At 36.3% G+C, this 23,200-nt stretch carries 22 protein-coding genes; all 22 read right to left on the reverse strand.

Features of this window, described 5'->3' with window-relative positions; translation table 11 throughout:
- Positions 1-20 precede the first annotated feature (20 nt).
- The 22 genes from ACTWQM_RS04440 to ACTWQM_RS04545 all read right to left on the reverse strand — a co-directional run bounded on the left by ACTWQM_RS04440 (position 21) and on the right by ACTWQM_RS04545 (position 23,198).
- Positions 21-995: a metallophosphoesterase gene (locus tag ACTWQM_RS04440; RefSeq protein WP_443256946.1), complete on the reverse strand. Its 975-nt coding sequence runs from the start codon at positions 993-995 to the stop codon at positions 21-23.
- A gap of 22 nt (positions 996-1,017) precedes the next feature.
- The gene (locus ACTWQM_RS04445; protein ID WP_443256947.1) at positions 1,018-2,814 is read right to left on the reverse strand and encodes an ABC transporter ATP-binding protein; all 1,797 of its coding nucleotides are present in this window, start codon (positions 2,812-2,814) and stop codon (positions 1,018-1,020) included.
- An 11-nt stretch (positions 2,815-2,825) separates the two neighbouring features.
- Complete coding sequence (locus ACTWQM_RS04450; RefSeq protein WP_443256948.1) at positions 2,826-4,013, reverse strand: nucleotidyltransferase domain-containing protein; 1,188 nt, start codon at positions 4,011-4,013, stop codon at positions 2,826-2,828.
- A 19-nt stretch (positions 4,014-4,032) separates the two neighbouring features.
- A complete protein-coding gene (locus tag ACTWQM_RS04455; RefSeq protein WP_443256949.1) occupies positions 4,033-4,473 on the reverse strand; it encodes a lasso peptide biosynthesis B2 protein in 441 nt (146 codons plus the stop codon).
- Between the two features lie 20 nt (positions 4,474-4,493).
- The gene (locus ACTWQM_RS04460; protein ID WP_443256950.1) at positions 4,494-4,784 is read right to left on the reverse strand and encodes a lasso peptide biosynthesis PqqD family chaperone; all 291 of its coding nucleotides are present in this window, start codon (positions 4,782-4,784) and stop codon (positions 4,494-4,496) included.
- Positions 4,781-5,716 carry an HPr kinase/phosphorylase gene (locus tag ACTWQM_RS04465; protein ID WP_443257091.1) on the reverse strand — a complete coding sequence of 312 codons (936 nt, stop codon included), beginning with the start codon at positions 5,714-5,716 and terminating at the stop codon, positions 4,781-4,783. Before ACTWQM_RS04465 ends, ACTWQM_RS04460 begins: the two co-directional genes overlap by 4 nt.
- 76 nt (positions 5,717-5,792) lie before the next feature.
- On the reverse strand, positions 5,793-5,948 hold the full coding sequence (locus tag ACTWQM_RS04470; protein WP_443256951.1) for a paeninodin family lasso peptide: 156 nt from the start codon (positions 5,946-5,948) through the stop codon (positions 5,793-5,795).
- Positions 5,949-5,963: 15 nt separating this feature from the next.
- A complete protein-coding gene (locus ACTWQM_RS04475) occupies positions 5,964-7,904 on the reverse strand; it encodes an asparagine synthase-related protein (protein ID WP_443256952.1) in 1,941 nt (646 codons plus the stop codon).
- Between the two features lie 243 nt (positions 7,905-8,147).
- Positions 8,148-8,279, reverse strand: coding sequence for a paeninodin family lasso peptide (locus ACTWQM_RS04480; RefSeq protein WP_443256953.1), 132 nt, complete (start codon positions 8,277-8,279; stop codon positions 8,148-8,150).
- On the reverse strand, positions 8,233-10,236 hold the full coding sequence (locus tag ACTWQM_RS04485; protein ID WP_443256954.1) for a lasso peptide isopeptide bond-forming cyclase: 2,004 nt from the start codon (positions 10,234-10,236) through the stop codon (positions 8,233-8,235). Before ACTWQM_RS04485 ends, ACTWQM_RS04480 begins: the two co-directional genes overlap by 47 nt.
- Positions 10,237-10,501: 265 nt before the next feature.
- A complete protein-coding gene (locus ACTWQM_RS04490; RefSeq protein ID WP_443256955.1) occupies positions 10,502-11,218 on the reverse strand; it encodes a metallophosphoesterase family protein in 717 nt (238 codons plus the stop codon).
- 25 nt (positions 11,219-11,243) lie between these two features.
- A complete protein-coding gene (locus ACTWQM_RS04495; protein WP_443256956.1) occupies positions 11,244-12,302 on the reverse strand; it encodes an acyltransferase family protein in 1,059 nt (352 codons plus the stop codon).
- 20 nt (positions 12,303-12,322) lie between these two features.
- Positions 12,323-13,456: an acyltransferase gene (locus ACTWQM_RS04500; protein WP_443256957.1), complete on the reverse strand. Its 1,134-nt coding sequence runs from the start codon at positions 13,454-13,456 to the stop codon at positions 12,323-12,325.
- Between the two features lie 60 nt (positions 13,457-13,516).
- Positions 13,517-14,671 carry an NAD(P)-dependent oxidoreductase gene (locus ACTWQM_RS04505; RefSeq protein ID WP_443256958.1) on the reverse strand — a complete coding sequence of 385 codons (1,155 nt, stop codon included), beginning with the start codon at positions 14,669-14,671 and terminating at the stop codon, positions 13,517-13,519.
- 49 nt (positions 14,672-14,720) lie between these two features.
- Positions 14,721-15,797, reverse strand: a complete 1,077-nt coding sequence (locus ACTWQM_RS04510; RefSeq protein WP_443256959.1) for an NAD-dependent epimerase/dehydratase family protein — start codon at positions 15,795-15,797, stop codon at positions 14,721-14,723.
- Between the two features lie 13 nt (positions 15,798-15,810).
- Positions 15,811-17,037, reverse strand: coding sequence for an L-2-hydroxyglutarate oxidase (gene lhgO / locus ACTWQM_RS04515; RefSeq protein WP_443256960.1), 1,227 nt, complete (start codon positions 17,035-17,037; stop codon positions 15,811-15,813).
- Entirely contained in the window at positions 17,024-17,608 is a 585-nt protein-coding gene (gene rfbC / locus ACTWQM_RS04520; protein ID WP_443256961.1) for a dTDP-4-dehydrorhamnose 3,5-epimerase, read from the reverse strand. The genes lhgO and rfbC overlap by 14 nt, the downstream gene beginning before the upstream one ends.
- Before the next feature lie 26 nt (positions 17,609-17,634).
- Positions 17,635-18,540 (reverse strand): glucose-1-phosphate thymidylyltransferase RfbA, encoded by a 906-nt coding sequence (gene rfbA / locus ACTWQM_RS04525; RefSeq protein WP_443256962.1) that lies wholly within the window; start codon positions 18,538-18,540, stop codon positions 17,635-17,637.
- Between the two features lie 68 nt (positions 18,541-18,608).
- Positions 18,609-18,911, reverse strand: coding sequence for a hypothetical protein (locus ACTWQM_RS04530; RefSeq protein WP_443256963.1), 303 nt, complete (start codon positions 18,909-18,911; stop codon positions 18,609-18,611).
- 138 nt (positions 18,912-19,049) lie between these two features.
- The gene (locus ACTWQM_RS04535) at positions 19,050-20,039 is read right to left on the reverse strand and encodes a glycosyltransferase family 2 protein (protein WP_443256964.1); all 990 of its coding nucleotides are present in this window, start codon (positions 20,037-20,039) and stop codon (positions 19,050-19,052) included.
- A gap of 213 nt (positions 20,040-20,252) precedes the next feature.
- The gene (locus ACTWQM_RS04540) at positions 20,253-21,401 is read right to left on the reverse strand and encodes a phosphotransferase (RefSeq protein WP_443256965.1); all 1,149 of its coding nucleotides are present in this window, start codon (positions 21,399-21,401) and stop codon (positions 20,253-20,255) included.
- 18 nt (positions 21,402-21,419) lie between these two features.
- Complete coding sequence (locus ACTWQM_RS04545) at positions 21,420-23,198, reverse strand: ABC transporter ATP-binding protein (RefSeq protein WP_443256966.1); 1,779 nt, start codon at positions 23,196-23,198, stop codon at positions 21,420-21,422.
- Positions 23,199-23,200: the final 2 nt, after the last annotated feature.

Below are 23,200 nucleotides of genomic sequence, written 5' to 3' on the forward strand. Positions count from 1 at the left end.
ACAAACCTGATAATCAATCATCACTTCAACGTTAAAAGATTAATTTCTGGCGGATTAAACAATCGAAACTTTAAAAAGGATAATGCATCACTGCTTCCTAAGCCTGCACTGACATATTGTTTCGTTTGTTCATACTCCCACAGTCCCTTCACACGATTGTTTGATGGGAAAAAACTGCTTCTATTCCATGGTTCCGGCACGAAAACTGCTCCAACAAATGGCAGTCGAAATTGCCCCCCATGATAATGTCCTGCCATTATCAGGTCATAATCCCTCCAAATTGTTTTATCATTTTTTTGGATGAAATCAATCCGGTTATCTGCCACTGGATAATGGTTAAGAGCAATTACAACATCTGTTTCATTGATATCGTCAAGGAATTTCATGTCCTGCCATAACTTTTTTTGATATGTAAGATAGTTCTGATTTGAATTATACGGTGGTGTGACGATCCCCTCACTTGTGCCCACATATTCAGGACTGCTTATTATCGACAACTCGAAGTTTACAAAATGAATATTCGTCCCTTCCAGTTTAACCGTTTCAACAGACTCTAATAATTCAACGCCTCTTTGTTCCATACCTTTAATAAACTCACTTTTTTCTATGTCAGGGGTAAGTTGATAACTATAGGGGTCATCATTCCCTGGCACGAACCAGGCATTTTCTTTATCTCTTAGCCCATCAATTATCGAATAAAAGGACTTATAATTAGTGCTTTCTGTATTGTCGAGGATATCTCCTGTAAACACAATCGCATCATAGTCAATATCATTAATAGCACCGACCAAGCGCTTCTGGTTGTTACCGAATTCTTTTTCCTGCAGATCAGAAACCTGAAGAATCCGGAAGCCTTCAAGCTCTTTTGGCATATCATAAATTGCGATATCTTCCTCTGTGACGGTAATTCGATTGTTATCCCAAACTATATAACCAATAAAGATGAAAATACCGAGTAAAGCCCCTAGTAAAATTCTGCCTCCAATCTTCTTCAATGATAACCCACCCCAATGCTCATTATTGTGTTACTTCTGTCTGATTTCGCAATAAATAGCTGAATGTGCTTCTTTTTTCTCTGGCCAGCTCCGTAAATCCACCCTTTTGAATAACTTCCCCCTCGTCGAGTACAACAACCTGATCCGCATTCCGAATGGTCGATAAACGATGCGCGATCACGATAATGGTCATCTTCCCTTTTAGCCTATCCAGCGCTTCCTGGATTTTCGCTTCATTTTCCGTATCAAGTGCACTTGTCGCTTCATCCAGCACAAGAATGGACGGGTTACGCAGAATTGCACGAGCCAATACAAGACGTTGCCTTTCGCCGCCTGATAACTTAATCCCACGATCACCAATCAATGTATCAATACCGTCCGGAAGTCCTTTGACGAATTCAGCTGCTGAGGAGAACTTCAAAGCATCCCACATTTGCTGTTCGTTCGCGTCTGATTCTACTAACAACAAATTTTCCCTTATACTCGTATTAAATAGAAACGGATCCTGTGGCACATAGCTAATCGACCGCCTTAATGATAGAAGATTGTCACTCGTTAAGGGGGTTCCATCAATTAACACCTGCCCTTTTTCGGCTTGATTAAGTCCCATCAGTATATCGATTAATGTGCTTTTACCTGCACCAGAACGTCCGACAAATGCGGTCATTTGATTGGAAGGGATGCTTAAGTTGATATTTTGCAACGCATAATGAGGTTCATTTTGGTTATATCGGAAATAAACACCATCACATTGCAAGCCTTCTCTAATAGCAAGCGGCTGGACATTCTGATTCCCACCCATCGAAAATTCTCTAGCTGTCTCACATTCATTTTGAAGCGCATTTACAGATTTAAAGGATGGGATCGTTGTTGCAATCTGTTCCATAGAAGACTGAATCCCTGCAACTCTGGGCCAAAGCCTTGAAAAAATGACGATAACTAACATTAGTTGAGCTGCCTGCGCACTAAACATGGTTACCGCAATATAAATAAATACAGCAATTAGAACTGCAGATGCAATTTTATAATATAATTGCGAGGTTGATTTCAATTTCGTATAATCCACCTGCTGCTTCTGCATTTTTTCCGTTATCGAGCCAAACCAATCTAATCTGGAGTCTTCCAATGTATTACTTTTGATATCCTTGATTCCATTAACCTGATCGGTAATACCCGAAAGATAACTTCTTCCCAGTTCAAAGTTCATTTTTCCTAGTGCAAGCGACCTTTTAAGAAACTTCCTGTTAAAAAAGATAAGTACTAATCCACAAAGTAATACAAATACAGTTATATTCGGTGATAGCCAGAATGCAAGCCCGATCTGGATTAACGTAAATACAAGTGAAGCAGCAAATTGTAAAAATGAGTATGTACCCGCACTGGCACGAGCTATTTCAGCTGTTAATATATTGATAAGGTCAGATTTTCGCTGCTTAATGAAAAAATCCCAGTTTGCATGAAGTAACGACCGATAAGTCTCCATTCGCATATGCCTTAAAAACCTTTGCTGTATAACTGTATTTCTTACGGTTAACTGCCTGTTCATAACATTTTGTCCAACAACAACAAGCACAAATATCGCTAAAATTAACGGCAAACCAAACGAACTAGGAATATCCTGCAGAAAACTAAACATACTTAGCAATGGCGATCCTCCAGCATCCATATCGACTATCCCACTCATGCTAATTAAGGGAATCAGTAAAATTATCCCAATCCCTTCAAGCAACCCGATGCCTATCATTGCAAAAAGGTTAATATACAGGATTTTGCCGGAATACGCATGAATTTGTTTTAAAAAATAAAATACATGTTTCAATTATAATCCCCCTAGGATAAAGCATGCTTTCTTGTTTTTCTCCAGGCCCACAAAAATGGCCGCAACGGAAAATAGAGAAAATGGACTGCCTTTGGTAATGGTAAAGTGCTCTCATCTTCTGGATATGGATAAAGAAAGCTCATTATAAAAATTAACTTATGCTGTGTACTCATTAACGAAAATAAATAATGTTTATGATAGCTGGCAATGGATCCAGGTACAGGATCGGTATGTAAGTTGACCTGTTGTTTATAATAAAATAGTGCCTTTTGCGCTAGTTCCTTTGGGCAGGTATGATTGGTTAATGCTTTCATCCCTCTAGTAAGCTTTTTATCTAGCAGCTGTTCTACTAAAATTAACGCTTGCCCTCCAGTTTGATATAGTTGGTATTTTTTTAATAAACGTTTGGTTAGCTGCCAATCCATTTGCTGATGGAGTAATTCACGAATATCGAGCAGCCACCGCATACGGGACCAGCCATGGCGTGCCCCGTGAGACACAAGGAATAAAAACATGTCTTCTTTACTGAGAACATGAACTGGAAAGCTGGTAAGATTACTAATGCACTTTCGCTTCCACAAGTTATTAAAACTCGGTTCCTTTCCTGGTCCAGGATTCAGCCTCCAATGCACTTCAAGCTTAATCTTCTTTTGCGGGTGAAAATAGGTAACATGATGATGCCGCCACTTCCAGTCATTTAGCACCGTTTGAATATAATCATCCTTTTCATACCCTTGTTCTGCAAGAAGGGTTTCCGCCTTTTCCAATTGATTGATCGGAATCAGCATATCCAAGTCACTAGAAGTACGAAGCGAAATGTCTCCGTATAGCTCATGCGCAAGAATAGGCCCTTTCAGGAAAATCAGTGGAATTTCGTCGTCAGCAAACATCCTACCTACCTGTTCCATTTCACTACTTAAATAAAGCATCTGAAACGTATTTCGTTTATATTGTTTGTGGAGAAATTCTTTCACATATTGAGGAATTATATCGTTATCCATCTGTTTTAACTTGGGACTTAACACTGGATAGACACGGTGATGCATCGTTAAATCAATGAACTCTTCCCAATCAATATCTGTTAACAGTTCAGGGTGTTGTGTTATAAGGTGAGCAGGTGAATCACTCTTCAGCATCATAAAAATAAGCTGTAATTCTTTTGGTATATCTATTAGATCAAGTTTGAACTTATCAATCATTGGCAGTTATCCTCCCTGCTCAAACACTTTTGGCAAACTTACTGATGACAGTAAAGCGTTCCATTCCTTCAGAACCGGTAATATAAAATGGACCACTTCGTAACCATGCATGTGCGATTAACTGGCCGGTCTCATCCTTGGCAGTACCAAGATAAAGCGTGCTTGCGATTTTCCTTCGTTCCAGCATTTTCATTGCAGCGATTGCTTTAACAAGACACTGACTCTCCCATAACGTGTAACGGCTGGTAATTTGAATAGTCTGGGATATATGTGCCAGAAGTACTTTATTGTCTGTCTGCAGCGTAAACGGTGTCTCCACCATAATATCCCCCAGTGAAGGTGCAACTTTAGCAAATGGAAGGGCTTTAATAATACGTGCCCATCCTAAATAAAAATAAGACTCAAATAAGAGCAGCTTCGACTGTCTATTTAATTTTAAAAAAACACCTAACTTTTTCATAAGGGTCTTTCCTTTCTTAATTAGGTAGCGTCTACTATGCCTTCCTCTAGTAAAAGGGTTAAAAAAGACAGGACCTGCTCTTCACATTCACTATGTTCGACATCATATTGTTCGGTTAAAGCAGCAACCAGATTCTGAATGGTGATTGGCTCCTTTAGTAGCTCCCATATCTCGCCGCCCATTTCGCCTAAATTATAATACTTGCCATTGTGAATGCTCAGCATCACTTTTTCTCCATCCATATCACTCACGATGTTTCCTTCTTTTTGACTAACCAGATGTTGAACGGAAAGACTTTGGTTTTTAATCATACAATCTCCTCCTTCTTGTTAACCCTAGTTAAAATTAAATCGGCTAGATTATCGGCTGTAAAGTGAGTTGTCGGCCGAATCAACCGGTGGAAATCTATTTTATTAACCATGCTTGCAGAAGTACTGAAATGCCAATCCATCATCCCTGAACGAGAAATGATGAAGTTGCGATATGTATGGTGAAATAATGTATGAAACCGTTCCAGTTTCTGAATCGGAGTAACCTCAATCTCATTAACATCTGATCTGATTAGTTCAAAAACACCTGCTAAAGGAACTGACTCTTCAGCAAACTGTTCAAGAACTGGAACAGCAAATTTAGTCTCTCTGTCTATTATTGGCCGAAGCTGTTTTGATTCAATTCCAAACTGATCCAGACTCTCCTGCCACAATTTCTGCTGCGGATATGCTGGGGTAACTATCGGGACATTCTTTTCAGAAAGGGTGACTGGAATCACGTCATCACTTAAAAGCTGATACCCCCGCTTTAATAATGCTGAAGCAAGTGTTGATTTTCCAGCACCAGAATCACCAACAATTGCATATGCCTTTCCATAGATTACTAATGCGCTGCCGTGTAATGGGAGAACCATTCTTTGCATGAGTAATGCCCCCATACATGTGCCGAGAATATAAAGACGTATCTGATCTTCCTCGGAACCCTCGATGGGTGAAACGAAAATCTCCCGCCCGTTTTTAACTAAATAGATAGCGGTATCCGGCACATGAAACATAGTGAAGTCCTTCTCCACCACAAAATATCTAGCACCCTCGGAAAGTTCAGACCACAGCCCTGTTAAATCAGCCTTATGAACTTTCACACTAGCTAAATGTTCTTCCATGTCTATTTGCGGCAATTCCGGTAAAAAAAATTCACTGAATATGCTTAAGCCAAAAGCTCTGTATGTGAATTTTTTTAGCGTATTAATCATCATGTCGGTTCCCCCATTTTTATGGTGGCCCTTATACCTATTAAAGTATAAGGGCCGACTTTCTTAAGTAGTGCGGTTAACTACCCAAACAACTAGCATTGGACATACCTTCATGTGTTTCCTCTTTCCCATCCGAAACATCAAAACAATCAGCATTTGCGTTTCCTGGTCCATTCATGGTCATGCTAACGTCGAGCACCTCAAGCATTGGTTGTTTCCATACTTTTTTCACCTTATCACCTCCTTCTTATTCAAAACGTTTAATAAAGCGGGAAAAGACCAAACCCCGCGTCAAAAATTTAAAATCTGTATCAAACAATAATTCTTGCTTTGGGTCACTCCCTATATTTGATAATGCTTCTTTAATCGCCTTCCCGTTAATAAACTCGTTAACTTTACTGTCTTTAGAAAGCGCATGTAATTCGTTAATTAAACTATTCCAATCTGCTTTCATTCGGTGGATGATATCTGCTCCTTGTATCCCGCGTTTTCTCTGGTTCAGCCTTACCTCATCAGGCAGGAAATCCTTCATTGACCTCCGAATGATCGACCTTTCCATACCACCTGTTACATATTGCTCAGTTGGTAGCGCCAGGCAAAATTGTATGACGTTTAGATCGTTGGTTGGGTCACGATTCCATATTCCATATCGTAAAGACAACTTTGTTTCAGCCACCCCACTTTTATTCCAAGTAAATAGCTGCTTATAATAATTATTTCTGTATTTCGTTAGATTAGTAGGATTGCTGTTCAAATTGAATCCATTAGCTTCAAGCTTTTCAAAAACATTCGTCTTTTTTGCGAACGAAGGATTTATAAATACAGGGAAATTGTCATTATGTTGTTTCTTCTTTGTCACGAATGACCGCATAGCTCTTTTAGCTACAAATGGGAATACTACTGACTTTCCAGTATTATGATTAGTACAGTATGCATCTAATTCGTTATAAAGTCTGACCCACCTTAACCTCTTAAACAAATCTGTATAAAAATCGTACGTTAATTTCATGGACCCCCATGAAACAGAGTGATTTCCTCTTGCCCCGTTTAACATTACTTTTATCTCTTTTTTCTGGGCATGTTCATTTATTCCTTTTAACCAAAAAGCATTTTCAAAGAACTTATAAGGCATCTCCATAATTTCGAGAAAATCATCGACTTCTGATAATGGGCTGATGCCATCGAAACTTAAATAGTTATCCGATATATTACCTACATGATTTACAGTTTCCTTTATATACGAACTTTCATTAGCTACATAGTAATTAGGAGTCCAATCTTCAAAAGAATCCTCAGGAATATAACTAAAAGTATGTAATTGTTTGTTTTCCTTTTTAAGTTCTGGTGCTGCAAAGCTGACAACAGAGCCAGAATCCAGTCCTCCACTTAAGTGTGAACCGACCTCACCATGCGTACGAACTCTAGCTTTTACTGCCTTCTGAAACACGTCCCGGAATGCTTCCTCATATTCTTCGTTGGACTTAAGCTTTAGTGTTTCATTCACTTCAATTGTGCAATATCTTGAAAACGAAACCTTACCATGCTTAACCGTTATACGATGTGAAGGCGGAATTTGTTGGATGGATTTGTAAACTGTTGAGAACATATCAACCGCTTCAACCATCGTTGGGATTGCTATAAACTCAGCAAGCCACTCTTCATTCAGATCTTTGTCAACATACGGCAATGTGAATAATGGCTCCATCGTCGTAGAAAACGCAAACCTGCTCTCGTTACGGTAGAAATAAAGAGTCCTGGCACCTGAAAAATCTCTGGCCCCAAATAACTTTTGTTCTTTTTCATCCCATATCATAAATGCAAAGTCACCGAGCAGCCTCTCCGGCATTTCTTCTCCCCATTTGTAATATGCCAATAAAATTAATTGGCTATCAGGCATTGACTTCCTTTGTTCTCGATCAACCTGTAGCATAGTTAACAATTCATCCCGATTATCGATAATGGCATCAGCTGTAATTGCTAGCTGTCTTTCATAATCATAATATGGCAGGGGCTCACCTATTGACTCTGGTGTTATCCACTGGGCATGGCACCCTAAGAAAATAGTATCGTTTTTCCATGTATTAATATCGTCGGAGGGGTATTGTAAGAGGGATTTCATCAAGTTATTCGTATGGTCAAATGGTATGGGATCTCTATTAGCATGGAAAATTCCGGTTATTGCACTCATTGGGTCCTCCTTATCAATCACACCAAGGCTTTGTTCTCACAAAAGAACAAATGATTTAAAAATATATGCGGGAATCCCTACTATAAGAATTTTTGTTCTTTATAAAATACAATATTAACATAAAATTACCACTCTTCGGTTACAGTGTCAATCAATTAATAAGATTAAAGTATGAAATCAGCCCTCATACCTACCTATATGTATAAGGGCTGTATATCCATCATCTTGCTGTAAAAACCAGATTTAACTTTCATGAAGCTGAACTAACTCATCGTCGTCTTCAAATGTAGCATCTACATCTCTAACTCCTGGCCCCTGCATTGTATTGTTAATGTCTAATACTTCCAACTTTGGCCTCTGCCATTCTTTTTGCATAAATATCACCCCCCTCAAAGTAAAATGTCTTTAAGAACCGATAAACAATTAAGGCGCGTACTAAAACCCTGAGTTCTGGATCAAACGCATATTCCGGTCGTGGTCCTTTCTCAGCCTTGGAAATAGCTATTTCGAGAACTTCTACATTTAGGAAATCCAAGACTATAGGGTCCTTCACAAGTTCTTTTAATTCTTCTAAAAACAAATCCCAAGATGGAGCTGCTCGATGAATCCAATCAGCCCCTTGAATCCCTCTTAGTTTTTGATTCAATCTAACTTTATCAGGAAGAAATCCATCGGTTGCCCTGCGAATAAGTGCTCGGTCTAATCCATCTTTCACAAACTGTTCTTCCGGTAATGATAAACAAAAGCGAATTACTCTAATATCATTGGTCGGATCTCGGTTCCAAACCCCATAACGCAACGATAATTTCGTTCCAGAAGTTCCAGTTGCATTCCACATAAATTCCTTTTCAAAGTGTCTTTTTCTTATTTCATAAATGTTATATTTAGAGACTCCATCCATATCAATCCCGTTTTCTTGAAGCCTGTTAGAGACATTATATTTATTTGCAAATTCAGGATTTATTAGCATCGGCAATTGATAAACTTCTTGTGATCCACCCAATCGACTCATTAACGGAAATGCCTTCTTCCCAATAACCGAAAGTAACCGGGATTTATTAGTTATTCCTGTGTTTAAGCTATAATGACGCAATTCGTCACGAAGGCGAACCCATTTCATCTGTTTCAGGAGGAGTCCATAATAGTCCAATGCCGGTCCCCAAGATATTGAAAAATTCCCCCTTGCACCATTTAAAAGCACTCCAATCCCTTGCCGGCTTGCTTCCTCATATATTCCTTTTACCCAGAGAGAGTTTTCAAAGAATTTATAGGGCATTTCCATTATTTCAAGCCATTCATCGATTTCTGAAATGGAGCTTCTGCCTTCGAAACGCATATAGTGACCCTCTATATTACCAGCATATTTAACAGTTGATTTAATATAATCCTGTTCATTAGCCATTCTGTGAGTAGGTGTCCAATCTATAAAGTCTTTCTCTGGAATATAACTATATGTATGTAATTGTTTATTTTCTTTTTGCAAAGACTTTGCTGCAAAACTAGCGACTGCACCCGAATCTAAACCACCACTTAGCTGAGATCCTACTGAGTGGAATGTACGTAAGCGTGAGTTTACCGCTGTTTGAAATACTTCTTTAAATGCTTCAACGTAATCTTCATCCTTTTTATAGCTGAGATTTTTAACTGAGAACAGTATATTATACCTTGTTATACTTACCTTTCCATCCTCTACTGAAATCGAGTGTGATGGAGGAATTTGATGAATATTTTCAATGACGGTTAATGAGTTATCCACAACATCTATCATATTAGGTATAGCAAGGTATTCCGCAAGCCACTGTTCATTTATACGCTTTTCTATATAAGGTAACGTTAATAATGGCTGTATTACCGTGCAGAATGCAAACTTCTGACCATTTGCGGAATAGTATAGGGTTCTAGAACCAGAAAAGTCTCTAGCACCAAATAGTTTTTGCTCTCTCTCATCCCAAATCATAAATGTAAAATCACCAATTAAATGCTTAGGAGTATCCTCCCCCCATTTATAGTAGGCAAGTAAAATTAACTTGCTATCAGGCATGATTTTTCCTTCTTCTTTATCAATTTGCAATTTCTGAAACAATTCTTGGCGATTGTCAATAATAGCATCTGCTGTTATTGATAATTGCCGTTCATAGTCATAGTAAGGTAGCTGCTCCCCAACTGATTCAGGTGTTATCCACTGGGCATGACAGCCTAAAAAAATATTCTCTTTTTGCCATATTTGAATATCATCAGCGGGGAATTTTTGCAGTGAATTCATCATGCTAAGACTATGCTCTTGTGTTACTGGTTCTTTATTTATATTATAAATTCCAGCAATTGCACTCATAACGTCCTCCAGTACATTTATTCTTAATCAAGTACATACAAATCATTTTTAATCCCAAAACGCCCAATATAGTTGTAGTATTGTTCCTTATAAAGAACAATACTACAACTATTTATTAAATGCAACAGCCAAATTGTCGTTATTTTTTTAAGAAACTTTACGTCTTCTAAAGTTGTTATCAAAATAACCAGAATGATCACACCCAAAACACAACGTATTTTTAAAATTAATATCATTAATGGCGTTGTAGAGCTTACTATTTACCTTAAACTCTGGCGTTTGCTAAAATATTTTCCATCATATTATTATTTGGGTAATCTGATTCTCTAAACTGGTTAATCACATCATGTTCGTTATACTTAACTCTAACAATAGACACTTGAAAACTATTCTTTTCAACATTCACCACAACGTATGAAGCCATACTCAGGCCGTCAAACGGCAAGCCAATACTCCCCGTATTCACAATACATTTCCCGTTTACATTCCGAATATAAGGCTTATGAATGTGCCCATATATATATAAATCAGCATCTCGTTTCATTAATTTTTCCTCTGTGACATCATCAAGCTCATGTGGTTGAACCACATCAAACAAACTTAACGGCGTCGCATGGAATGCATGAATTTTGAAGTTACTGTAATCTAGGTTTAACTCTGTTGGAAGCTGACTAAGATAATCGATGCTATCCGAATTAAGCTTAGAGTAAGTCCAGTCTCTTTCCTTAGTCATTATTTCGAATGCCTGATCAGGTACTTCCCCGTTTTGAACACCACGAACTACCCATTCATCGGCATTTCCTTTGATGACATCCGTTTTCAGTGACCTGACTAGATCAAGTGAACGCTTTGGCTCTGGTCCTCTATAGCACAGATCGCCAAGGACATAAATCTTATCAATTTCTTTCTGCTCTATGTCTTTCAACACGGCATCCAAAGCAAGTGCATTGCCATGGATATCTGAAATAAATGCTAGTTTCACTGTTATCACCTCTTCTATATTTTCATTACACGGTATGACTTTTTAATTCAACAGATTTATTCTCAATTGTTTTGTAACTTTCTCTTCTCCCATTAAATAACAAATTTGATACAGGGTGTTTTCGTAGCAATTCCCCTAGAATAATTGAAATTAATACACCACCAATCGTATTAACGATCCAATTAAATTCAATTCCTCCAAACAGAAAACGATTTACGTAGCTTAAGAAAATAAACGAAACACCGACATGGAATATCAATATTGACAATGATCTACTGCCAATAGAAGTAAGTGTATTTACAATAAGCCGGTATTTAGATGCCATTCTTACTAGATTTAATATTAGAATACTACCAGTTATCCCTCCAACATAGAACATTAGAAGATTATTATAATCCCTTGTAGCTACGCTTACTATTTCATTATAGTCAATAACCAAAGTAAAAATGAATATGAGTGCAATTCCTATTGTGTACATGCTTACAGGTTTCATATTTTCCAACACTTTATGCTCCTTAAACTTTAAACCTATAAATAGAAACAATTGTACAGTAAATGCTATATCTAATCCCCACGGTAAAAACACAAGCTTACTTATTAAATAGCCAATCAAGCCTAATATAAAGTAAACGCCTACTTGAACACTTAAACTGCACTTATACCTCGTTAAAACTCTTTGAGTTAAACAAAATAATAATTGGGCGGAGAACAAACAGGTCAAATACCAAAGTGGAAAATTAATAAGTTGACCTACATTACCGTTTAGCGAGCCTAACAGAGGTTCATACCAAATAATCTTTTCTTTAAAACCAATTTGGCTAGCAGTAAGCCAATAAATATAAGAAAGCAGACAGGCAGAAAAATACGGAACTATTAAATTTACCAGACGCCTCTTAACCAGGACGGAAAAATTATATAAATATCTAGAGGGGCTAAACAAGTAACCATTAACCATGAAAAAAAGAGGTATACAAAATAAACTTAAAACCTTTCCTAAAGCTGAAGGCATGTCAGTATGAGCGGCTACAACTACTATAATTGACATTCCTCTAACCATATCAATTTGAGTTAACCTCTTCTTCATTACATCTCTCCTCTAATATATTAAATAGCAGTTTTTTTACCTTGATCCACTTGTTTCTTCGTTCTAAAAATATAGTTACTATACCGGACCCTTGAAAATAGTAATCTTATTCCAAGAATAAATTTATTAAATAGTATAAAGAATTGATAAGAGGTAAAAAACACCACAAGTGAAAATAGAAGATTAAATAAAATATCACTTCTCAAAAAATCCAGTCCGACAAAGTTAATAGATAAAGCCAATACACTTATTACAAACAAATGAGCAACGTAAATTCCAACCGCATTTTTCCCCAGTTTTGCTATAAATGTATTTTGACCTATCGATGTGTTTTTCAATGTTATAAATAAAAGACATAATGTTAGAGGGGCAGTTGATAAGTAATAATCCCCAAAGGTCCGTTCACCTTCCAGCACAAATACAGTAATTAATCTCTCCACAACCTGAATTATTGAAAACAGGAGGATCAAGTAAATGAAGTATCTTGCTTTAATTCCACTGACTTTCTGCATTATCCATTTATAATGATAGGCAATGTAACAGCCAATTGTTGTATAAAATAGCCCAAAAAATAAAGCGTCTGTTGTTTGTATTGGCAGGTGGAATATACTGGAGTATATTTGTCCAAAGAGACCAATTAGATTTAAGACACCACCTAAAATCAGTAGCACACCTATCTTCCGAAGTCTGATAAATACATATAAGATAACAATCGACCAAATCAACGCTGTCAAGTACCACAAATGATAGGACGTCATTCCTTCTCCATAATAAATAGCATCTATATTTACGAAAGTTTTTATGTATTGGCTCAATTCAGAGCTGATGTTTGAACCCATATAAATAGCTAGCACAGTTTGTAACATAAGATCATAAACCAAATAAAATATGTACCAAGTAAGAAACAGACCAATTAGCTTAAACATATAGCGGCCAAAATAGGCTTTTGAGGTAAGGTTATTCATCACTTTTTGGCCAAAGTAGTATCCTGAAACAATAAAAAAGAAGGGTATCACCCATCTTGGAAAAACACCTATTATAAAGGCGATATGTTGACTGCTTTGCCAATCGTAGCCAAAAGTAACGGTGTGCAAACAGACAACTATAAAAACGGCAAAACATTTTACAACATCAATTGTAGTGTTTCTTTCCAAGTGAGAGCACCTCCTTCATATATAAATCAATTTTATCTCGCCGCTAAAAGGGGCTATTTATTAACTATTAATTGGCAACTTTTCAATCGTCTCCAGCCATGCTGTTAAAGCTAAACTCTCGGGTAGTTCAACATCATCGAACGTAATGATTTGCCCTTCTTCAACTGTTCTTTTCATGACTGCATTTACCAGCAAACCAATTGGAACGTGATTTTGATTTGAAGTCATTCTAACGGCTTCTCCTCTTACCTGAAAACTGCCAATTCCCTTTTCGATTTTCTCCCCAGGTTCAAGTATTCTCTTTGCAATAGCAGCGACTCCTACAGAAGGATTTTCTCCATTGTTTAAGAGAACACCACCCCCATTAATAACCCGTTTGATTGTTTTTACAACTTCCAGGTGGCAGAGATGAAAGTTTTGCAGAATTGTATAATACGGTCCTGCTCCCATCTTAAAATAACGAAGTGCATCTTTTTGACGGCTGTCGTGTTCCGCTGTGATAAATACACCCGGAGGAGCTTTTGGTGCTAATAAAAATTCAGAGATAGGATACCCTAACTGTTTAGCCTCTTCAGCTAATTCAGCACCTGTTTCGTTTAAGTCATTTGAACTGGGTGCAAGAAGACCATCAACAGCAATCCCAGCACCCAAACCGTTAGCAACTAACGCCTGTTCTACTTGAACCTTTGTGCCATCCGTAAACGATATTGTCATGTCAAGACGAACACCATTCCTTTTTGAAAAATACTCCATATCCTCAAGTATCGGATCAAGTTTTAGAAACCCTTTTATATTTCCATATACTAATGGTTTGAATCCCATTCCTACGACATTCTCATGTAATGATGCCAGGCATCCTGGTTGATCTCCCTCTGCTTCAGTAATGAATCCTCTCTTTGCAAAATATGAACCAGTTGTCACTTGAAGTTCAGCATTCATTGTTATAACAGGTAAGGAAGCTTTAATTGCCTGATCGATAACTTCAGTTCCATAAATAACATCACCACTGCATTCGACTACTAAGTCACAATTTCCAATAAAATCCTCTACGGAATTTGTAAGTGTTTCAGGAAAGGGATAATCATTCATAGTAGTAATATCACGGCGCGTGAGAACTTTTGCTAAACTTAATTCAGATTGCTTTTCAACCTCCAACGCTATTCCTTTACCAATCAGCCCTGTTCCAGCAATACCAACTCGCGTTATTTTATCCATTCATTAGCCTCCTAATAAAAGTACCTTTCTCAATAAAGAACAATCAAACTTAAAAAAACACTCCCCGACTCCGGTGAGCTATACTTAACTGGTCATTTTTTGGTATTTCTAAAACGCCTCCATACATATTAACCTGCTTCATTATCTCCTGCCATTTAATTAGTTCCTTATACCAATCTAGCGTTATCGTCTGCTCCGTCTTTTCGAGTGTTCCAGCTTCCAACTTTTTATAAATTTGAAGAGCCCCATCTGCCGCTGTATAGTTAGCCTCCCAATTCAGAGCGCTCTCGATCTTCTCAAAATTAACGCGATAAGAGCGCTGGTCTGGTTCGCCATACCACTCAATCTTTACATCAACTGGCAATGCGTCAGCAATTTCCTCCGCTAGTGGCCCTAATTGATAATTATTTCGCTGAGATCCTACATTAAAAATCTCACCATTAACGATATGAGCATCCGCTTCTAACAACAGGCACATTACATCAGTCGTATCTTCCACATGTACCATTGGCCGCCATTGTGATCCATCCCGCATTAAAGGAATAATTCCATTTTCCCATGCACCATAAGTCATCCCATTTACCGCTAGATCGAACCTCATTCTTGGTGAATAGCCATAAACAGTTGCTTGCCGCATCACAGTCACTATAAAATTATCCTCAGCTAATGGAAGAACCCCATTCTCAGCCTTCTCATTTGCTTTTGCATAGACTGTTAATGGATTTGTTTCAGCATACTCATCAACGATTGTATCCTTATCCTGAAACCCATAAATGCTGCAGGAAGAAGGTAATATGTACCGTTGTACACCCATTTTTTTTGCAAGCATAGCCGTGTTCACTCTTGCCGAATAGTTAACTTGATACGTAACTTCTTTAAATAACTCACCACTTGGATCATTTGAGATAGCTACTAGATCAATAACTGCATCAATATCTAAGAAATGCTCTTCTTTTAACCGCCGGCAATCCTCATGAATAATTGTTAAGTTGGAATGAGGTTGCAATTTATCAACTCCAAAAAAGAAACGATCGATTACCGTAACTGTATAATTATTTTCTAATAGCTTCGGTACTAAAATACTTCCAATATATCCACCAGCACCAGTTACGAGCACATTTTTCACTCTTTCTTCCCCCTTACGAGATTTTATCCTTCTCTAGCTTTTTCCCCTGTTTTTTAACAATTTCATCTACAACATATCGTGAAATTGGAAATGCACAGGTAAAACCTGGTGAAACTGCATTTAATATATGAAAGGAACAACTATCTCCTTCAACAACAAAATCCTGTACGAGCTCTAATGTATCCTTGTTCAATAGTTGAGCACGAATTCCGGGTCTCATAAATTCACCAAAGTTTTTAGGATTTAAATCCTTAACCATCTTTAAGGATAAGTTTATAAAATAAGCTTTCTTATACTTTTTTATTTCTTCAAATGCCAATGATCGGAAGTTAAACGAATTGGTTAAAAACAACTTTGCCTCATAAAATAATATGTTGAAAAACTCGTTAAATTTGAAATTCTGAAGTCCATTGTAGTTTTCCCGCCATAAAGCAGGGATAGCTGTTGGGCCTATTTTTATCGAATCATTAACTGTCTTCGTATAATGTACACCTAAAAAAGGATTAGCTAAGTTCGGAACCGGATATATATTTGTCTTCACATCCGATTTATTCTTGGCATACATAAGATAGATTCCTTTAAACGGAATAATTGTATACTTCTCACCGAACTGATAATCCTTAGCAATTTTATCTGCATATAACCCAGCTGCATTTATAAAATAATCACATGTGAAGGTTCCATTATTTGTTCGAATATCTTTATTTACTTTCCCCTTATATTGGGTGTTGCACCTGATGTCCACGCCCTTTTTTATGACTTCAGCTTTAACTGCCTGACATACCTCAATTGGATCTACAGAAGAGGTTGTTGGTGAATAAAGTGCCCACTTGCAGGTCTTTACATTAGGATCAATCAACTGTGCTTCCTGTTCTTTGAGCCACTTAAGTTTAACGCCGTTTTTCTCTGCCCGCTTTTTTAATTCTTTTAATCCCTGTAACTCTTCCTCATTTGTGGCTACCACAAGCTTTCCACACTTATTTATCTTCAGACCATGTTCATCACAATACGTCGTCAATTCCTTGGTGCCTTCTCTCGTAAACTTTGCTTTCAAGCTATTAGCAGTATAATAAAACCCAGCATGTAACACGCCACTATTCCTACCGCTGGAGTGATGAGCTACATCAGATTCCTTCTCTAAAATACAAACAGATTCATCTGGAAATCTATTCTTCAATTCCCTTGCAATCGACAGTCCTATGATGCCACCCCCGACAATCAAGTAATCATAAGACTCCATGATCAACACCTTCTTTAAACTGATACTGGAAGTTAATCTCCGCATCGTTTAACAAGGGCTGCTTAGCATCTTTTTCGGATAAAATTGGGTTAGAAGCAGGCCAGTCAATTCCAAATGCAGAGTCATTCCAAAGTATGCCCTTATCATTCTCCGCCGAGTAATAGTCATCTACCTTATACTGAACATGTGTGTTTTCCTTCAATGTACAAAATCCGTGAGCAAACCCTTTTGGAACGACAAACATCCGGTGATTATCCTCACTCAACGTAACCCCTACCCATTGACCAAATGTTGGGGAACCTTGACGAATATCTACTGCTACATCATAAATTGCTCCAGTAATTACCCTAACAAGTTTGGTTTGGGCCATTGGATTTAACTGATAATGAAGCCCTCGAATAACGTCCTTATCTACTGAAAGCGAATGATTATCCTGAATAAAATCAAATTCTAACCCGAGTTCTTCAAACCTTTTAAAATTAAAGCTTTCCATGAAAAAACCCCGATTATCCTTAAAAACCTTTGGCTCAATAACTTTCACACCATCAAGCTTTGTATCAATTAGTTTCATTTTTTTCCCCCAAGATATTTATTAATTTACTTCATCAGATGTAATCCTTCTCTCTCCTTATTCCTGTTCATCTCCACTAACCGAATCAAATATTGACCGTACTCACTCTTCCTAAGAGGCTCCGCTAACTCTAATAACTTAGACTCAGAAATATAACCTTTATTAAAGGAAATTTCCTCCAAGCATGCCACTTTTAATCGCTGTCGCTTTTCGATAATTTCAATAAACTGTGACGCTTCTAACAATGACTCATGTGTTCCAGTATCTAGCCAGGCAAATCCTCGGCCGAGTAAATCTACTTTTAGTTGATCTCGCTCTAAGTACTCTTGAAGAATATCAGTTATTTCCAGTTCACCTCTTGCAGATGGCTTTACTCTTTTGGCTATATCTACAACCTGATTATCAAAGAAATATAAGCCTGTTATCGCATAATTAGATTTAGGCGTCTTAGGCTTCTCTACAATAGAAAGCGCCTTCCCATTCGGATCAAACTCCACTACGCCAAACCGTTCAGGATCTTTAACGTTATATCCGAAAACAGTAGCACCACTTAGCTGCTTCGTTACCCTTTCGAGGTGGGAAGTGAATTCATGACCATAGAAAATATTATCACCTAAAATTAAGGAAACATCGTCATCGCCAATAAATTCTTCTCCAATAATAAAAGCCTCCGCTAACCCATTGGGTTCATCTTGAATGGTGTAAGATAAATTAATTCCTAACTCCGCACCATCACCTAATAACTGCTCAAACCGTGGTGTATCTTCCAGCGTCGATATGATCAGGATATCCCTGATCCCAGCCAACATTAATACCGAAATAGGATAATAAATCATCGGCTTATCATAAATCGGCAGCAACTGTTTGGATATTGATCTTGTTAATGGATATAACCGCGTTCCGCTTCCACCTGCCAGAATAATTCCTTTCATAGTAGACCACCTTTTTTAATAAAATAAAAACAAAAAAACAGCATCTCAAATTAGAATGAGTTGCTGCTCTATGTAAGATATAATTGTGTAGGCGTAGCATCTTTTAATCGGTTCTCGTTTAATTCTGTTGCCATCTCTTCCAGAAGCTCAATTGCTGGACGAAGATAAATATCGTGACTATTATCAAACTCCTCTTTACTAAACTCTGTAAACCACAAAACAATTATGGTATATACAAGAAATAACTTTTCGATTGGCTCCAAATGACTGCTGACCTCACTGTTTATATATTCTGTATGAATTCTTTCAAATGAATACTTTGACTCTCCTAAAAATCCAGCTATATCACACCATGAAGGTCCAATACTCATAAGTCCTCAATCAATAAGGAATTTCATAATTTTTAGGGGAATTATCAAAGATTATATTTTCCTGACTAATATTAAAATCTAGACTTAAGTATTAATACTGAGCCTCACCATCTGTAACTGAACTCCTTCTGCACTATTCTATTTCTCAACCTCTTTTGTTACAGTATTTTTGGCTACCTCGAATAAAGATGGATTCACACTGAACAATGCACACATGACTTTTTGTTTCCAACCAATTGCCCTATGGTTAAACAGATGAATCAAACTTTTATCGAAAGTACATTTTAACTCTTTCAACTCCTTGTCGACCCCATCCAGATTTGACTTCGCCAAATAATAGTACCAAAAAAATGTTTCCATATAATGCATAAGTGCTTTTTGTTGTAATTCAAATTCCTTTTTTTCTCTAAAGAAAACTTCTCTGTTTTTAAGGGCGTATATTCTATCGAACTTTTTAATATGGAATGGCGAATTTACCATACTACCTTTTCTTTTAACATAGTAATATAATTCAATATGAATATATGTTATCTTATCACTTCTATAAAGGAGTTTATGAGCTACAGTCTCATCATCATATATGTTTCCATCTTCATACTTTATATTTTCGAACAAATCTCTTTTATACAATTTATTCCACGGATATATAAATGTGGGTTTATTCTTATTAATGTAAATATAATTTAATGCCTCTATATTATTAAAATGTTGTACTTTATAGTCTGTATTAATTGTTTCTGGATCAAGTAACTCAGTTTCGTCAACATTTTTGTAATCACAAACTACTATATCTGAAGAATGAACGATTGCCTTGTTATACAATCTTTCAAACATATATTTATTGATATAGTCATCGTTATCAACAAATCCAATATAATTACCTGCCGCAATCTCTAAACCCGCATTTCGTGAGGATGCAACTCCTCCATTTTTTTTATGAATAACTTTTACCCTATTGTCACGATTAGCATACTCATCACAAAGCTCACCACTTCTATCTGTAGATCCATCATCAACAAGTATTAATTCAAAATCGACAAAAGTTTGAGTTAGTATCGAATCAACACACTTTTGTAGTAAATGTTCAAGATTATATATGGGGACAATAATACTTATTTCAATGTACATAACTTCCCTCCAAACCGAGTCAATATTTGTATTTCGCTGATGGTTATTTTTTATATCTAGCCTATTTACCATCATTTGGAATTCTTGTTTCGATAAGGCTCACTTCCTCAGATCCACTATACGAATACTTACTAGTGTTACATTATGGTATGTTTTACCATATATTGTTCCATTTTGTATACTAGATTAAAACAACTTCTAACTCACAGTTTGCTATTGATAATGGAATATATACTCTTCTACTTCTTTAAAAACTAAAATATCATTATTTAACTTCTTTATACCATCTTGAATCAGTTTCCTATTAGGATAAGTATTGATTTTCTTTTCAATATAGAGAGTTATATACTCTAAATAAAATAGCATTCTGTATAAATCTTGATTCGGTTTAGTGAGTCCGTTCTCATTTATGTCTAATTTTAAACAAGATCTACTAAGGACTTTGTCTAACTGCTTCAGGAACTCATTATAATTTTTTGTTTCCATTCCAAATAGGTTATAAAATAACATATAAAACAAATCATGAAGCACAGTTCTTTCTTTGAGTGTATCCCAATCAATGAGTTTAGAATCTTTGCCATCTAATAAGATATTCCATGCATGAAGGTCCCCATGTGATAATGTAAGTTGTATGTTTTTCTCGTTGTAATTAAAACTAATCTTTTTTAAAAGCATCTTTACAAATGTTTCTATATATATTAATTCATCATTACTGCTCCCTTTTGTAAGATAACTTATATTTCCTAAAATGATGGCTTTCTGATTCGAAATATACTCTTCTAAACTTTTATTTTTATTAGGCAATGCTGTAATATTTCTTTCCCAAACCGGTAATATTCGATCGTAAAAATAAGCCGAAATGGGATAAAACCCTTTCGCTTTACGTAGGTTTATATATTCTTCATAAACGCACTTATTTTGATAATCCACAGCTTTAATAAGAGGGACAAAGCTTAATTGTGAAATGTACTTTAAATTTTTAGTTATACTACAGAAATCGTCTTCTTCTACATCTAAATTGTATTGAGTAGCAACGATGCCCTCTTTAAGATTAAAAACTTTATATCCTCCTGACTTCTTTATAAGTATATGACCATTATAAGGAACGCTAATAATATCATCGTCATTTGATTCATATTTTTTATTCTTAAATACCAAAAGTCTTTGAATTATATTAAAAACCCTTAAAACCTTTATAAATTTCCCTGGAAAGATCCTTAAATACTTATTATGAGCAGGTAAATGTAAATTAAATGGCCTTGTTTTAAATAGAAGCAACCATGCTAAAATAACATAATTCTTATCTAAGCAAATAAATAAACCCTTTACTTTCACATATTTTAGGTTATTTTCTAATTTCAATTTACACTTACCCCCTTATTACATAACTGAACGTTTAAAATCATGATCAATTGAGGCCAATCTACCATTACTTATTCTAAATACAGTATCACAGTTTTCTATAGTACTTAATCTATGCGCTATGATAATTAATGTTTTTTCACCTTTTAAGCCATCAATACCTTTCATAATTTCTTTTTCTGTTTCATTATCTAATGCTGATGTTGCTTCATCCATAAATAATATTTCTGGATTATGATATAAGGCACGGGCTATACCTATTCGCTGCCTTTGACCACCAGAAAGTCTCACTCCTCGCTCTCCTACTGTAGTCTCTAGTTTATCTGGAAGCTCTTCTACAAACTCTTTCAATTGCGCTTGTTCCAATGCCCTCCAAACTTCCTCATCTTCAATCTTATCTTGGTTTATACCAAAAGCTATATTACCCCTTATAGTATCATCTGAAAGAAATATGAATTGTGGAATGTAGCCAATTTTTTGCTGCCACATTGCTTTCTGATCAAGTAAATTTTTTCCATCTAGTGAAACAATACCTTGTTCTGGTTTAAACAGGCCCAAAATAACATCAACAATCGTTGTTTTTCCGGCACCAGATTCCCCAACAAATGCAACTGAATGTCCAATAGGTATAGTTAGCGATACATCCTTCACTGCATAGTCTTTTTGGTTAGGATAACGAAAAGAAATATCATCTAGTCTGATTGATTCTTTAAACACTCTTTCACCACGATTAATTATTACTGAATATTTATTACTCGTAATTTTTGTGTTCTCATCTTTATTTAAAAATAAATCATCGTAAACAACTGATAACGCAGGTTGATTATATCTAATAGCGGTTATCAATGATGTGACTCTTGTAATGGACGGCATCAGCCTAAAAGCAGCCATAGCAAACAGTGCCATCGTTGAAACAACCTCTGTTGTACTTGTTCCTTGAAAAACGAGAATAAGCATCGTAATTAAAACAATAGATACCAACAATGTTTCAATAAATAGCCTAGGAACTAGTTCTAACATTTTCATATATCTGCTATTATTTGCTTTAATTTGGCTTTGGCCAGTATAAGAATTAATAAAGAAACTTTCTTTACCTGATACTTTAACTTCTTTGCTTGCTCCTAGACCTTGGTTAACCCATTTAATCATTGTACCGCTCACTTCTTGCTGCTCTTTTCCTAAACGACTAATTTTTTTACGAAGTAATGTAAAAAACAAAAAAACACTTCCACCTAATAAGATAGAAGCTACTGTAGTTGCAACTGGGGCTGTCACTAATAGTAAAATCAAAATACAAGTAGTAACGAGGACCTCTGTAATTAACTGAAATCCTGACATCACAATTCCCCGGAACACCTTAGACACTTCTCCATTTACATTACGTAATAACTCTGCCGTATTTCGTTGCAAGTGGAAAGTATATGGTTTTGTTAAATATTCTCTAAATAAATCACGAGATAACTTAACTTGTTGATTTAAAATCACTCTAAACTGTGCATAGTTGAAAAGCAATAAGTATAGGTTTTTAAAAAGAAATACTACCAGTAGCATCACAACAGAGAATATAACAAATGAAGTTGTTGACCGGAAGTTAAACAAATCGTACATAAAAGATAAAACTGCTTGTTCTTGAATAATATCAGGATCTGTTACAATTCCTACAAATGGAACAATTAGACCTATACCTATCGCTTCAAATAAGGCTGCTACTACCATCATGAAGAATAATATAATTAACTTTTTCTTTTCTCTTTTATTGAAAAGCTTTAGTAATTTTTTAATTGCTTCCTTCAACATTC

Source organism: Virgibacillus sp. L01, assembly GCF_052246775.1.
In the GTDB taxonomy this organism is placed as follows: domain Bacteria; phylum Bacillota; class Bacilli; order Bacillales; family Amphibacillaceae; genus Lentibacillus.

Excerpts from the sequence above, each read along its gene's own strand:
- ACTWQM_RS04450 (WP_443256948.1), bottom strand. The coding sequence starts at position 4,013 with ATGATTGATAAGTTCAAACTTGATCTAATAGATATACCAAAAGAATTA.
- ACTWQM_RS04455 (WP_443256949.1), bottom strand. The coding sequence starts at position 4,473 with ATGAAAAAGTTAGGTGTTTTTTTAAAATTAAATAGACAGTCGAAGCTG.
- ACTWQM_RS04460 (WP_443256950.1), bottom strand. The coding sequence starts at position 4,784 with ATGATTAAAAACCAAAGTCTTTCCGTTCAACATCTGGTTAGTCAAAAA.
- ACTWQM_RS04465 (WP_443257091.1), bottom strand. The coding sequence starts at position 5,716 with ATGATTAATACGCTAAAAAAATTCACATACAGAGCTTTTGGCTTAAGC.
- ACTWQM_RS04475 (WP_443256952.1), bottom strand. The coding sequence starts at position 7,904 with ATGAGTGCAATAACCGGAATTTTCCATGCTAATAGAGATCCCATACCA.
- ACTWQM_RS04480 (WP_443256953.1), bottom strand. The coding sequence starts at position 8,279 with ATGCAAAAAGAATGGCAGAGGCCAAAGTTGGAAGTATTAGACATTAAC.
- ACTWQM_RS04485 (WP_443256954.1), bottom strand. The coding sequence starts at position 10,236 with ATGAGTGCAATTGCTGGAATTTATAATATAAATAAAGAACCAGTAACA.
- ACTWQM_RS04495 (WP_443256956.1), bottom strand. The coding sequence starts at position 12,302 with ATGAAGAAGAGGTTAACTCAAATTGATATGGTTAGAGGAATGTCAATT.
- ACTWQM_RS04505 (WP_443256958.1), bottom strand. The coding sequence starts at position 14,671 with ATGGATAAAATAACGCGAGTTGGTATTGCTGGAACAGGGCTGATTGGT.
- lhgO (WP_443256960.1), bottom strand. The coding sequence starts at position 17,037 with ATGGAGTCTTATGATTACTTGATTGTCGGGGGTGGCATCATAGGACTG.
- rfbC (WP_443256961.1), bottom strand. The coding sequence starts at position 17,608 with ATGAAACTAATTGATACAAAGCTTGATGGTGTGAAAGTTATTGAGCCA.
- rfbA (WP_443256962.1), bottom strand. The coding sequence starts at position 18,540 with ATGAAAGGAATTATTCTGGCAGGTGGAAGCGGAACGCGGTTATATCCA.
- ACTWQM_RS04530 (WP_443256963.1), bottom strand. The coding sequence starts at position 18,911 with ATGAGTATTGGACCTTCATGGTGTGATATAGCTGGATTTTTAGGAGAG.
- ACTWQM_RS04535 (WP_443256964.1), bottom strand. The coding sequence starts at position 20,039 with ATGTACATTGAAATAAGTATTATTGTCCCCATATATAATCTTGAACAT.
- ACTWQM_RS04545 (WP_443256966.1), bottom strand. The coding sequence starts at position 23,198 with ATGTTGAAGGAAGCAATTAAAAAATTACTAAAGCTTTTCAATAAAAGA.